A 14327-nucleotide genomic window follows, 5' to 3' on the forward strand; every position below is an offset into this window, starting at 1 on the left:
AAGGAGCAGTGAAAACGGATGGAGCAACTATTAGTATTGACTTATGGAGACAAAATATATAAGTGCACATTACATCCAAATGAGCAATCAATAGTGTCGATTGGAAAAGAGTGGACAAATGATATTACAAATCCAAGTTTAGAACAAGAAGTAGAGTTAAAGTGGAATAATGAAGTAAATGCTTGGATGGTACAAAATCAATTAATAGAATTCAATAAGGAATTTGAGATTGGAAAATCTAAAGATGTGAGCTTGAAAATTTTTATCTCTATTATCGGCACAACTAAAGTGTTTGATATCGGAACGAAACATTCTCTTACAATTAGTCAAAACAGTTATGATGATATTTCTATTATTGGGACAAATGTAGATTTAATGCTATCTCGTGAAACGTTGTACGATTCTTTTAAAGTGAATGTATATGACGGGGATGTATTTCATAATTATACGAAGCTAAAAGATAGCGTTATGTTAGAAGCGGGAGACGTATTATATTTTGATGGTGTTTTAGTAGAAATAGGCAATGAAGACATTCAAGTACTTTCTTCAGAAGAGAACGTGAAATCTACGTTACCTATTTTAGTAGAATCAGAAACAAATTATCAAAGTGGTTATCCAGATTATCATCGTTCACCGCGTATTATTTACCGTGAACCAGAAGAGAAAATGACAATTGCAAAACCTTCAAGTATGCCATCAAAACCGACTGAGCATTTGGCGAGAATTATTGCACCTTCTCTTGTCATGATTGTCGTAACAGTATTACTTGCTATCTTTATGAAATATGGGATGTTTATTATTGCATCGATTGCGATGACATTAGTAACAATTATTGTTTCTGTCACATCATATATAAAAAATTTAAAGCAATATAAAATTGACATTGTTGAACGTGATAAAAGTTATAGAGCGTATATAAAACAAAAAACGAAAGATTTACATGCAGAAAGTGAAAAACAGCGTCATGCATTACATTATCATTATCCAAATGTAGAAGTAATACGTAATATGGCAGTTCAAGTAAATCCTAGAATCTATGAAAAAACAATGTTACATCATGATTTCTTAACATTTAGCGTTGGAACAGGACAAGCTAATACGAGTTTTGAAATTCAATTTAATGAAGAAGAATTTAGTCAAACGAAAGATGAATTAATTGATATAGCACGTGAACTAAGACAGCGTTATCTATCATTGGAAGATGTACCAGTTGTAACAGATTTAATGAATGGACCAGTCGGTTATATTGGCCAACGTTCTTTAGTGTTAGAGCAATTACAATTATTAGTTGCACAAACAGCTTTATTCCATAGTTATTATGACTTGCAGTTTATTACTATTTTTCCGGAAGAAGAAAAAGAAAAATGGGATTGGATGCGCTGGTTACCACATGGAAGTGTTCGCGATATAAATGTACGTGGATTTGTATACCATGACCGTAGCCGTGATCAAGTGTTAAATAGTTTGTATCAAATATTGAAAGAACGAAAATTAAAACTAGATGAAAAAAGTTCAACGAATGAAAAAATGTACTTTGCACCGCACTATGTTGTTCTCGTTACAGATGAAAAACTAATACTAGACCATGTTGTTATGGAATTCTTTAATGATGATCCAAGTCAATTAGGTGTATCACTTGTATTTGTACAAGATGTTATGCAAAGTTTACCAGAGCACGTGAAAACGGTAATAGATATAAGAGATGCAAAACAAGGGAACATCATCTTAGAACAAGGAGAGCTTGTTAACCGTCAATTTAAACTAAATCACGTACCGAAAGGATTCAATTTAGAAGACATTTCACGAGCACTAGCACCGTTAAATCATTTGCAAAACTTAAAAAATAGTATTCCAGAAAGTGTAACATTTTTAGAGATGTACGGTGTTGAGAAAGTAAAAGAACTAAATATCACAAGTCGCTGGGAGAAAAATGCAGCGCATAAATCTTTAGCTGTACCACTTGGATTACGTGGTAAAGAAGATATCGTAAACTTAAACTTACACGAAAAAGCACATGGACCACACGGATTAATAGCAGGTACAACAGGTTCAGGTAAATCGGAAATTATACAATCGTACATTTTATCTCTAGCAGTTAATTTCCATCCGTACGAAGTAGCCTTTTTATTAATTGACTATAAAGGTGGCGGTATGGCGAATTTATTCAAAAACTTACCGCATTTATTAGGAACAATTACGAACTTAGATGGAGCACAAAGTATGAGAGCGCTCGCATCAATTAAAGCTGAATTACAAAAAAGACAACGATTATTTGGCGAAAATGATGTAAACCATATTAATCAGTATCAAAAACTGTATAAAGAAGGCTTAGTAAGTGAACCGATGCCACATCTATTTTTAATTAGTGATGAATTCGCGGAACTGAAGTCAGAACAACCAGAATTTATGAAAGAGTTAGTTTCAACAGCGCGTATCGGTCGTTCACTTGGAATCCATTTAATATTAGCTACGCAAAAACCGAGTGGTGTTGTAGATGATCAAATTTGGAGTAACTCGAAATTTAAACTAGCATTAAAAGTTCAAAATACGTCAGATAGTAATGAAATTTTAAAAACACCAGATGCTGCTGAAATTACATTACCAGGACGTGCTTACTTACAAGTTGGGAATAATGAAATATATGAACTATTCCAATCAGCTTGGAGTGGAGCAGACTATGTAGAAAACAAAGAAGATAAAGAACATTTAGACGCAACAATATATGCAATAAATGATCTAGGACAATATGAAATATTAAGCGAAGACTTAAGTGGACTTGGTAGTAGTAAAGAAGTAATAAGCGTACCATCTGAACTGGATGCTGTTATTGACTACATTCACGATTACGCAGAAGTAAATGAAATTGAAGCGTTAGCTAGACCGTGGTTACCACCACTTCCAGAAAGCGTATATTTACAAGACTTACACGCTATTCAGTTCAAAGAAGCATGGACGAAAGAAAAGAAACCATTAAAAGCAACAGTTGGTCTACTAGATCAGCCTGAATTACAATCACAAACACCATTAACACTAGATATTAGTAAAGACGGGCACGTAGCGGTCTTCTCAAGTCCAGGCTATGGAAAATCAACATTCTTACAATCAGTCATTATGGATGTAGCTCGTCAGCATAGTCCGGAGCATTTGCATGTGTATTTATTAGACTTCGGAACGAACGGTTTAATGCCATTAAAATCTTTACCGCATGTGGCAGACATCATTACATTAGATCAAGTTGAAAAATGTGAGAAATTTCTTCGTCGCATAGAAGACCTATTAAAAGATAGAAAGCAATTGCTAAGTAAATACGGTGTTGCGAGTCTTGAAATGTATGAGAGAGCTAGTAAAGAAGTATTACCAACAATATTAATTACGTTAGATAACTATGATGCTGTTAGAGAAGCTGGATTTGTCGAAGACTTTGAACGCATTGTTGCACAAATTGTACGTGAAGGGGCAGCGGTAGGAATTCATTTAATGCTTACGGCTACACGTCAAAATGCATTGAGAGTACAAGTAAATACAAATATTAAACTACAAATTGCGCTATATATGATAGATGAGGCAGAATCTAGAGCTATTGTAGGAAGAACAGAGTTAAAAATTGAAGAATTAGCAGGCCGTGGTTTAGTTAAAATTGACGAACCAACAATCTTCCAAACAGCTTTACCGACAAATGGAGAAGATGTCCTTACTCGAATTGAAAATATACAAGCTGAAGGAAAAGAGATGGATTCCTTCTGGGATGGAGAAAGACCGAAAGCAATTCCTATGGTACCTGAAGTTCTGGAATACAAGGAATTCATTGCATGGCCAGAAACAAGAAAAATTATTGAAGCAGGCAAACTAACATTTGGTGTAGAGACAGAAAACGTTACGCCTCTCGAATTAGATTTAACGGAAGCGTCTAATATTGTTGTAGGGGGAATCAAGAAAGATGAAGTTGAAAATGTAGTTCATCAATTCCTTCAACAGTTAGCAGACAGTGGACACTTTGACCTAGGTTTAATTGATACAAGAACACGAAATTTCTCAAACTATAGAGAGAGCGCTGCTTTATATGTAGCTGAAAAAACAGGAATTGAGAAAACGATTAAACAAGTTACAAACGCTTATAAATCGAGAGAAGCGGCGTTTAAAGAGGAGCAGGAAGTATCAAGTGAAACAGTGAACCCGGCAGAATTTATTAAGAAATTTAAGCCGATTGTAATCGTAATTGCAGATGTAAATGATATTTTAAGTAATTTAGAAGATAGCGATATATATAGTTTAGCGGAATTAATAACAAATGGTGCATTTATGGGCATCCACTTCGTAATTGGCTGTGATGTTGATTCAATTGACAGTCGATACGACTTAGTTTCAAAAACAATAAAAACGCAATCTCATGTTATTTTACTTAGAAAATCATCAGGCCAAATGGTCTTCGATGTATCTAATAAAGATTTAAGTAGTACAAAATTAAACCCATTTGAAGGGTATTTTGTTGAAAATCGTTTTGCTACTAGAATTAAAGTGCCAACTATTTAAGGGGGGATTTACATGGGGATAGAGGAATTAAATAGTCAAAAATCTGGTTTATTAAGTAGTATAAGTTATCAACAAGGGCAATTGGCTGAATTACAAATGAAACTACGAAGGCTAATAACTGCTAAAGGGCAATTTGTAAATAATCTTGAAGCAATTAAACAAAATCAAGAGCAGTTTAAGTCTTTAGAAATAAACGAGAGTAGTTGGAAAGGGCAAAGAGCAACTGCTTTTAAAGAAACGTATGAACAACAAGTCATTTCGAATTTAGGGAAGTTTATCGGAGAACTAGGAAGAGTGCAAGAAGACATCGATCAAGCTATACGGCGGCTTGAAAGAGAAATCGCTACATGTGAGTCTAGTATTCTTTCTCTAAGTAGAAGTGTTTCAATGGTTGACGCTAGTATTCAAGTAGAAGTACAGAAGGCGGGGAAATGATAAATGGGGGAAATTAAATTAAATAAAGGGGTATTTGATGCGAAAGTAAGTGATTTGAAAAGTGGTGCTAGTGATTTAGGTAAGACTAAATTTAATGGTATGCAGTTACATCGTACGAATTTGACTAGGCTGATTCAATATTGTGAAGCAATTGAACAGTTATCTCAAAAGGTGCAGCGATACGAACAGATATTAGAAAATGACTTAAATAAAATACAACAAACTGGGGAGAAAATAGTCGAAAAAGACGAACAACTTGAGAAGCAATTAAGGATCGGTTCAATTCATCATGCTATGAAAAATTAAAATAGGGTGGGAGAAGAGTGGATAAAAATATAGAGTTACAAGAAGTAAAAGAACTTCAAAATAGATTTCAAGCAAGTGCCACTGAGTTGAATCAACAGTTTGAATGTTTGATGCAAAAAATACTTGATTTTACAGAGATTAACTCTTTTCAAGGGAAAGCTGCTTCTGATATTAAAAATTATTTATCTACAGTTCATGGAAGTATTATTTTTAAGTATATGGAAGCAGTGGAATTATTAAAAGAACAATTTCAAAAAAGTATTAATGATTTCAATAGTACTGTTGACAGTGATGCTGATACGAAGATTTATGGGATTTACTTGGATGATGTAAAGAAAAAAATTAATGGGTATAGTGAAGGATTTAATCTATCTAATGACCAAGCAAAACAAACAGTGGGGTCTGTTAGCGACATCATCGCAATTCAATATCCATCATCAGCAGGGATCATGGAAGGGTCTATAAAAAGCCAAAAGGAAATTAGTGACACTTTAGAAAAATTAGAAGCTTATAATAGTAACCAAAGTGACCTACAGACGTTTCAAGAAATGATGCGTGAGTTAGATGATGGAATGAATCGAGTACAAGCTTATGGTGGGGATTTTTCTAGTGATTCAATAGAAAAAATAATGCCCGAAGAATGGGTAGCAGCAACAGTTGTGAATTCGAAAGCTTGGATAGGCGGTTTTAATAAAGGAAATAAATGGGGAAAAGGAGTGGTATCTTCATTTTTGCGCTACCATTATATGAAAAAAGTTTTAGGGTTTGGTACGCAGTTTGACATTATAGATGGTGAGGGACAATTTTTATTAAAAACAACCAAACCGAAACAAATGGTAGAAGCTCTTGAATTTTTAAAGGCTGATAAGAACGAGGATCATATTTTTAAATTTCTTAAAGGTAGAGTAGAAGAGTATTTAACTGGTTGGATGAGGCCAACTGATCCCAAAGTAACCGATAAAGAAGTAAGAATAGCGAAAAGAGAGATTGTGGAATTACCGGAATTCAAAGCGTATAAAGATTTCCATGTAGATTGGGATAAGAATGGGCTTGTGAAGGCTGTGGGAAATAATTCTTGGAGTTCACTTAAAAAAGAACTTGGAAAAGGTATTACTGATCTGAAGCCTTGGAAATGGAAGGATACACTCAAAGAATTAGGTGGAGTAGGGAAAACAATGAAAAGTTTTGGGATAGCTGGATCTGTTCTTTCCGTTGCAAATAATGTTGTAGAGGCTAGCGATAATGCTAAAAAGAATGGTGGTTGGCAATTACATGACGTTGTGGATATAGCAACGGATTCAGCGGTAGATGTTGGAGCAACTGCTGGAGCGGCAGCGGCTGGTGCCGTAGCAGGCTCGTTTTTCCTTCCGCCTATTGGAACTGCAGTTGGAGCAGGTGTTGGAATAGTTGCTTCGTTGGCCGTAAATGCTGAATTTGGTGGGTTAGGCGGAGAAAGTGTGGTTAGCGGAACAAAAAAAGGTATAAAATCGGTGACTAAGAAACTTGCAGATTTATTTTGGTGATACAATATAGTCCAGAGTGAAGGTGGAGAAGTCAAATGTGGAATATAAAAGAAGAGGATTTAAATGAATTTAAAAGTACTTGTAAGAACCGCTTAAGTCCCGACTGGGCTACAGGGTTTATGTTTGGAACGATGTTTTTTATTTCATTAATAATGTTTTTTCTTATTGTAGGGTTAATAAGGTTTGGTTGGAGTTATTACCCGACTCTCTTTGATAAAATAATTGTTAGCTTTGAGTTAGTGTTTTATAGTCTTCAAGTAATTTTTTTAATTATTTATCTGTTTCCTAAGATGTCATTTAAATTTCAGAAACTACAAACACTTGTGGTACTGTTATATGCGTTTCAGCTAGGTACTATAACATTTACAATACTGATAATCCCAGGGATGTCAAATTATTCGATTGATCAAATTACATTAATGTATGTTGGGTTATTATTTTTAGGAGCAGTCATTTTGCATATTTTAGCGACTATTGATACTTTTAGACAGGCAAGTAAAGGGGCATTTAATACGGGAGAAGAATCCTCTTCATTTTTTAGTAAAACAAAGAGGACTGCAATTAAGTGTGCTCTAATTTATGTGTTAACTCTTCTCATTTTAATTTATGTGCATAATGATTATACACTGAAGATTTTTGGATTGTATGCGGGAGGAACTTTAATAATGTACGCGGTAGCCGTAGGTGCAGCAGAGTTCCAATTATTAGCCTATTGTAGATTTAAATTTCCATCATTTTATATTTCATGGGAGGAACACGAAAGGGAACGTCAGAAAAGACTAAAGCTTTATGAAGAAAAGGAAAAAAAGCAAGCTAAAGAAATAAAATAAGTTTTGCATCTTAAACATTCATTACTACATATGTAGTAATGAATGTTTATAAATCAATACTATCAAAAAGGAGTAGATTTTGTGAAAGTTCAGCATAAAGCATTATCACTTTTAAATTTAATTAGCATTACTCAAATTGTAAAAAAAGAAGATTGGTTGTTACCCGCAAGAGCACTTAGAAATCAAGTAGTTCGTAATGGGATATATGCAGTAGGACCTGTTCTATATAAATATTCACAGTTAGAAAATGAACCAGAATATGGGGAATATACGTATTGTATTCCTGTCAACGGAAGAGTTGATTTAGGTGAGAGCTCTGCATATGAGTATTATGATGCTTTAATTATTAAGAGTGCTCTATGTGTGCGATTTACAGATGAAGATGGTGATATTGAGGAGGCTTATAACCTAATACGTGAGGTTGCAGAGCAGCATCATATGAAATTAGATAGTAGTTTTTATCACGTATGTTTAGATGTATATGGTGATACATGGTTAGATATTTATGCTCCTATTATAGAAGTAGGTGAAACAGTGAAATGCTAATTGAAAAACAAAGTATTGCATATACAAATGTTGTTTCAAGAGAATACATTTTTCATTACCCAGATATGAAAGAAGCAATTGAAGATTTTATGTCAGAAATTTCAAAAGCGAATTTAACGATAAAAGGTCCTATGTTTTACGCTTTGAAAAATATACCGTCTGATGGAAATATGTATATTGAATTATTTATGCCGGTAAATGAAGATAAAATTCCAACGTCAGAAACACTTCAATTTAGGAGCTATTATTATGTTGATGAGATGCTCATGAAACGATATACGGGAGATTATGAAAAATTAACAGAGCAGGTATATGGTGAAATGCTCCAATATATGGAGGATAATAATCTGAATTTAGCTTCGCCAATTTATCATGTGTTTAGCGGTGATGAGTCTTTACAGTATGTTGAAGTGAAAATCGCGGTATATAGTGAAGTATAATATTTGAAGCTTGAGATTTTTAAAATATGGAAGCATCATGAAATATCTTAAAAGAGATAGTTTTGAATAGTATATGGGGATGTGACATAAATAAAACCTTCTCTTCTCGTTAGAATGAGGAGGTTTTTCGTTCTCAAATCTATATATAATTAACTTAATATTTCGACATGTGATTTTCAGTTAGATTATTCTGAATTGGTAGTAGTTACGTTCTATAGTTTACTTTGTTGCTATTTTGAAGGAGAAAGTTTATTCAAAAGTCAATTTGTAAGGAGAGGAAGGTGTTACTTTGAATAAGGAGCAGAATGTTTTGAAAACAGAGAAAAGTTGTTTTGAGAGGACAATAGTATCTATATATAAAGCGTTAGAATTTATAATGAAATATACAATGATTCTAATAATAATAATGTCAATATTTGTGATAATTGCTGCTGTTTATTTTAAAATATATGAGGGTATAGGGGCAGGTGTATTCCTCTTAATCTCGTCATTATTTGCATATTTGGTGTTTTTTAAGAAAAATAAAAATGTCTAAATTAATAGCGGAAATAAAATTTCAAAGATTAACTATAATACGTTATTTGAAGAGGGAAAGCTTTAAATATGGCATGAATGTATAACAGCAAGAAAACCTTCTCTTTTCGTTAAAATGAGAAGGTTTTTATATTTAATCTACATGATTTAAGTAAAGGTAGTTAAAGGTGGGAAACTTGGATGTGGGATATAAAAGAAAAAGATTTAGATGAATTTAAAATAACATGTAGAAATCGTTTAAGTCCTGAGGCTGCTGTAGGTTTTATGTTAGGTTCAATCATATACACCTCATTAATAATGTTAGGTGTAATTTATGGTTTGGTGAAATTTGGTTGGTCCGTATATCCTAGTTTACTAGAGGAAACAATTATTAAAATAGAGTTATTTTTGTATAGCTTACAAATCATTTTTCTTATTGTATATTTATTTCCCAAAGCCCGTTTTAAATTTCAAAAGTTACAAGCTATAGTTATATTGCTATATGCACTTCAACTTGCGACTATAGGATTTGTAACAGTAGTTGTTTCGAGTATTTTCAGTTATTCCAATGATCGTGTTACATTGACTTATGTAGTCTTATTATTGTTAGGAGCCTTTATTATTCATATTTTTACAACAATTAATACCTTTAAGCAAGCTAGCGAAGGCGCATTTAGTAAGTGGAAAAATTCAGTTTCATTTTTTAGTAAGACAAAAGATTTTTTTATGATTGCTTCTATATTATATGTATTAACTCTCCTAATCTTAATTTATATTAATAATGATTATACGATGGAGCAAATAGGTTGGTATGCCGTATTGACCCTTATACTATATTCGGTAGCCATAGGTGCAGCAGAGTTCCAATTATTAGCCTATTGTAGATTTAAATTTCCATCATTTTATATTTCGTGGGAGGAACATGAAAGAGAGCGTCAGAAAAGACTAAAGCTTTATGAAGAGAAGGAAAAAAAGAAAACTAAAGAAATAAAATAAGTTTTGCGTCGAAATGGGGAAAGATGAATGCTTAAAATAAAGGAAGAAGATTTAGGTTTTTTTCAAATTACAAATAAAAACCAATTAAGTCCGGATTATATAAGAATCTTTTATGGGGGAGTTTTTGCATATACTTCTATACCAATGCTCATCATGTTTTTAGGTGTTTTGCTGAACGGTGATAAGATTTCTCTAACTCCTTTTGAAAAGATAGTTGTACAAACTGAGGTTAAGTTGTATGTTTTGGAGTTCGTTTTTTTAATATTATTCATGTCTAAAAAGATTGCTTTTAAATTACAGAAACTACAAACAATCGTAACTGTATTTTATGCTTTTCAGTTAGCGACATTACCTTTCATAGTTATGGTTGTTGAAGGAATATATGATTTTCCATGTGACAATAAAACATTGGTTTATATCGGTTTAATACTATTAGGAGCAATCTGTACCCACATTGTAGCAACGATCGATGTTTTTAGAAAAGCAAAGCATGGAGGATATAAATTAGAAGGACCGGCTGTCTCATTTTTTACTAACACGAAATTATATTTATTGATCGGAATAACGATCGGTGTAATAGTTCTACTTGTATTAATTTTTTTAAACCTTAATTATACATTTGATGAAATGGCAATTTATGTGACACAAACAATAATATTATATATATTCGCTGTAGTATCAGCAGAATTCGTCCTATTGGTGTATTGTCGCTTTAAATTTCCATCATTTAATATTACGTGGGAACAACATGAAAAGGAACGCCAAGAATTTATAGCAAATAGAAAAAGAATAAGAGAGAAAGAACAAAAGCGAAACAAAAACTGAAAAGAAAGTTATAAATGATACTCGTAAACTTATATTGAAGATAGAATGAATACATTATTCATAAATTAACTAGTAAAGGGAGGAATGTAATATCTTGAATAAAGATTCTAAAGCTGTAAAAAAAGAAAAAGGTTTATTTGAAAGTGTAATAGCACCTATTATTGTTGGGATTATATTTATCTTTTTAATTCTATATAAAGTAGTAGAGTTTCTGGGGAAGTGGATTGTTATCTTCTGAATAATATTTTTTATTGGTAGTATATTTCTTGCATATATCTAGAAGAATATGGAGGAGTGTTGGGCGGTGGGATAGGGTTAATATCGATGTTATTGTTATATTTTATGTTTATTAGAAAAAGTAAAAAAGGCTAGTTTAATATGAAATACTAAAAACATTTATTTACTTTCAGTTTGTCTACAAAAATAGAGTTATTACATGATTTTAGAAAAGATGGTGTAATTATATGTGGAATATAAAAGAAGAAGATTTAGATGAATTTAAAATAACATGTAAAAATCGCTTAAGCCCAGAACGCTCCATGGTGTTTATACTTGGCGCAACTGTTTATAGTTCATTATTCATGCTTTTTATTTTGGGAGCATTAGTTAAATTTGGCTGGGGTTATTATCCAAATCTCTTTGACAAAATAATTGTTAGTATTGAATTAGTGTTATATGGTTTGCAAGTAATTTTTTTCATTCTATATCTATTTCCAAAAGTTCGTTTTAAATGTCAAAAGTTGCAAGCGCTTGTGATATTATTATGTACATTTCAGCTAGGAACTATAGGATTCACATTATTTATACTTCCAGCAATTTCAAATTATTCGATTGATCAAATTACATTATTGTATCTAGGTTTATTGTTTCTAGGAGCAGTTTTTGTTCATCTAGTGACAACGATTGATACCTTTAAACAAGCAGAGAGTGGAGCATTTAGTATGGATGAAAGGGCAGCTTCATTTTTTAGTAAAACAAAAAACAACGTAATGATTGGTGTTACGGTATATGTACTAACCCTACTTATTTTAATTTATTTTCATAATGATTATGAAACAGAGATATTAGTAGGGTATATAGCAGGAACTCTTGTAATGTATGCGGTAGCCATAGGTGCAACTGAATTCCAATTATTAGCCTATTGTAGATTTAAGTTTCCGTCATTTTATATTTCGTGGGAGGAACATGAAAGAGAACGTCAGAAAAGACTAAAGCTTTATGAAGAGAGGGAAAAAAGAAAACTAAAGAAATAAAATAAGTTTTGTGTCGAAATGAGGAAAGATGAATGCTTAAAATAAAGGAAGAAGATTTAGACTTTTTCAAAATTACAAATAAAAACCGATTAAGTCCTGGTGGTGTAATGGCCTTTTTAGTTGGAGTTTTTGTATACGCTTCATTACCGATGTTTTTTATTGTTTTGGGTTTTTTACAACTTGGTTGGGAGGCTTATCCAAAATCTTTTGAACGAATATTTGTTTCTGTAGAGTCAGTATTATATATTCTGCAAATCCTTTTTTTGATTATCTATTCATTTCCGAAATTAAGATTTAAATTACAAAAGTTACAAGCCATTGTAATTGTGTTTAACTCGTTTCAGGTTGCAACGGTAGGGTATGCTTATGTATTAATTGAAGCGATATTTGGATATACTTGTGAAAATCTAACCGTATGTTATATAGGTCTATTATTATTAGGAGCGATTACTACTCATATTGTAATTACAATCCATACTTTTAAAAAAGCAAAATATGGAGGTTATAAGTTGGAAGGGGAATCAGTCTCATTTTTTACTAATACAAAACTCTGGATGTTAATTGGAATGGTAATTTATATAGTTGTCCTATTGATATTAATCTTTGCAAGTATTCGTTTTACGCTAAAGCCGATGGTGTTTTATTTTTTACAAACAATTATATTATATGTATTTGCCGTTGCATCAGCAGAATTCGTCCTATTAGTGTATTGTCGCTTCAAATTCCCATCATTTAATATTACGTGGGAACAACATGAAAAGGAACGCCAAGAATTTATAGCAAATAGAAAAAGAATAAGAGAGAAAGAACAAAAGCGAAACAAAAACTGAAATGAAAGTTGTAAATGATACTCGTAAACTTATATTGAAGATAGAATGAATACATTATCATAAATTAACTAGTAAAGAGAGGAATGTAATATCTTGAATAAAGATTCCAAAACTGCAAAAACAGAAAAGGGTTTATTTGAAAGTACAATAGCACCTATTATTGTCGGGATTATGTTTATTTTTTTAATTCTATATAAAATAGCAGAGTTTCTGGGGAAGTGGCTCATTATTTTGTCAATACCGAGCTATATTGTTACCATGTTTATTTTTTTATACCAGAAAGAATATGGAGGTGTATTGGTTTGTGGAATAGGCTTAATACTAATGCTATCGCTGTATTTTGTGTTTGTTAAAAAAAGTAAAAAAGGCTAGTTTAATATGAAATACTAAAAACATTTATTTACGCTCAGTTTGTCTACAAAAATAGAGTTATTACATGATTTTAGAAAAGGTGGTGTAATTATATGTGGAATATAAAAGAAAAAGATTTAGATGAATTTAAAATAACATGTAGAAATCGCTTAAGCCCAGAAGATTCTATGGTGTTTATGTTTGGAGGAATAGTTTATAGTTCATTATTCATGCTTTTTATTTTGGTAGCATTAATTAAATTTGGCTGGGGTTATTATCCAAATCTCTTTGACAAAATAATTGTTAGTATTGAATTAGTTTTATATACCTTGCAAGTAATCTTTTTCATTCTATATCTAATTCCAAAAGCTCGTTTCAAATATCAAAAGTTGCAAGCACTTGTGATATTATTATTTGCATTTCAGCTAGGAACTATAGGATTCACATTGTTTATACTTCCAGCAATTTCGAATTATTCAATTGATCAAATTACATTATTGTATGTGGGTTTATTGTTTCTAGGAGCAGTTTTTGTTCATCTGGTGACAACGATTGATACCTTTAAACAAGCAGAGAGTGGGGTATTTAGTATGGATGAAAGAGCAACTTCATTTTTTAGTAAAACAAAAGCCAATGCAATGATTGGTGTTACGATATATGTACTAACCCTTCTTATTTTAATTTATTTTCATAATAATTATGAAACAGGGGTTTTAGTGGGGTATATGGCAGGAACCCTTGTAATGTACGCAGTAGCCATAGGTGCAGCAGAGTTCCAATTATTAGCCTATTGCAGATTCAAATTTCCATCATTTTATATTTCGTGGGAAGAACATGAAAGAGAACGCCAGGAATTCTTAAAGCGTTATAAAGAGAGAGAGGAAAAGAAAGCAAAAGAAATAAAATAAGTTTTGGTTTCTGAAAATTCAAATAGAATATATAAGCAATT

General features: G+C 32.1%; 14 protein-coding genes and 1 pseudogene. All 15 read left to right on the plus strand.

From position 1 onward, the window contains the following. Positions 1–18: 18 nt before the first annotated feature. The 15 genes and pseudogenes from essC to PDQ68_RS00985 all read left to right on the plus strand — a co-directional run bounded on the left by essC (position 19) and on the right by PDQ68_RS00985 (position 14286). A complete protein-coding gene (gene essC / locus PDQ68_RS00920) occupies positions 19–4530 on the plus strand; it encodes a type VII secretion protein EssC (RefSeq protein WP_061183076.1) in 4512 nt (1503 codons plus the stop codon). A gap of 12 nt (positions 4531–4542) precedes the next feature. Next, positions 4543–4965, plus strand: coding sequence for a YwqH-like family protein (locus PDQ68_RS00925; RefSeq protein WP_061183077.1), 423 nt, complete (start codon positions 4543–4545; stop codon positions 4963–4965). Between the two features lie 3 nt (positions 4966–4968). Next, positions 4969–5271, plus strand: a complete 303-nt coding sequence (locus PDQ68_RS00930; RefSeq protein WP_016117668.1) for a TIGR04197 family type VII secretion effector — start codon at positions 4969–4971, stop codon at positions 5269–5271. A gap of 17 nt (positions 5272–5288) precedes the next feature. Further along, positions 5289–6794 carry a T7SS effector LXG polymorphic toxin gene (locus tag PDQ68_RS00935; RefSeq protein WP_061183078.1) on the plus strand — a complete coding sequence of 502 codons (1506 nt, stop codon included), beginning with the start codon at positions 5289–5291 and terminating at the stop codon, positions 6792–6794. A gap of 35 nt (positions 6795–6829) precedes the next feature. Further along, a complete protein-coding gene (locus PDQ68_RS00940) occupies positions 6830–7624 on the plus strand; it encodes a hypothetical protein (protein ID WP_061183079.1) in 795 nt (264 codons plus the stop codon). An 81-nt stretch (positions 7625–7705) separates the two neighbouring features. Continuing rightward, positions 7706–8170 (plus strand): DUF5085 family protein, encoded by a 465-nt coding sequence (locus PDQ68_RS00945; RefSeq protein ID WP_046959244.1) that lies wholly within the window; start codon positions 7706–7708, stop codon positions 8168–8170. Then, positions 8164–8610 (plus strand): DUF5085 family protein, encoded by a 447-nt coding sequence (locus tag PDQ68_RS00950; RefSeq protein WP_046953662.1) that lies wholly within the window; start codon positions 8164–8166, stop codon positions 8608–8610. Before PDQ68_RS00945 ends, PDQ68_RS00950 begins: the two co-directional genes overlap by 7 nt. A 289-nt stretch (positions 8611–8899) precedes the next feature. Then, positions 8900–9145: a hypothetical protein gene (locus PDQ68_RS28830; protein WP_017657489.1), complete on the plus strand. Its 246-nt coding sequence runs from the start codon at positions 8900–8902 to the stop codon at positions 9143–9145. Positions 9146–9324: 179 nt separating this feature from the next. Further along, a complete protein-coding gene (locus PDQ68_RS00955; RefSeq protein WP_061183080.1) occupies positions 9325–10119 on the plus strand; it encodes a hypothetical protein in 795 nt (264 codons plus the stop codon). Between the two features lie 27 nt (positions 10120–10146). Beyond that, complete coding sequence (locus PDQ68_RS00960) at positions 10147–10944, plus strand: hypothetical protein (protein WP_061183081.1); 798 nt, start codon at positions 10147–10149, stop codon at positions 10942–10944. A gap of 94 nt (positions 10945–11038) precedes the next feature. After that, positions 11039–11316 (plus strand): annotated as a pseudogene (locus PDQ68_RS28835) (hypothetical protein). 92 nt (positions 11317–11408) lie between these two features. After that, a complete protein-coding gene (locus PDQ68_RS00970; protein ID WP_061183082.1) occupies positions 11409–12197 on the plus strand; it encodes a hypothetical protein in 789 nt (262 codons plus the stop codon). Between the two features lie 32 nt (positions 12198–12229). Continuing rightward, entirely contained in the window at positions 12230–13027 is a 798-nt protein-coding gene (locus tag PDQ68_RS00975) for a hypothetical protein (RefSeq protein ID WP_061183083.1), read from the plus strand. Between the two features lie 93 nt (positions 13028–13120). Continuing rightward, the gene (locus tag PDQ68_RS00980; RefSeq protein ID WP_073531165.1) at positions 13121–13399 is read left to right on the plus strand and encodes a hypothetical protein; all 279 of its coding nucleotides are present in this window, start codon (positions 13121–13123) and stop codon (positions 13397–13399) included. Between the two features lie 92 nt (positions 13400–13491). Then, positions 13492–14286: a hypothetical protein gene (locus PDQ68_RS00985; protein WP_061182312.1), complete on the plus strand. Its 795-nt coding sequence runs from the start codon at positions 13492–13494 to the stop codon at positions 14284–14286. The last annotated feature ends 41 nt before the right edge of the window (positions 14287–14327 follow it).

The sequence above is a fragment of the Bacillus cereus group sp. Bc010 genome (assembly GCF_027716745.1).
In the GTDB taxonomy this organism is placed as follows: Bacteria; Bacillota; Bacilli; order Bacillales; family Bacillaceae_G; genus Bacillus_A; species Bacillus_A pacificus.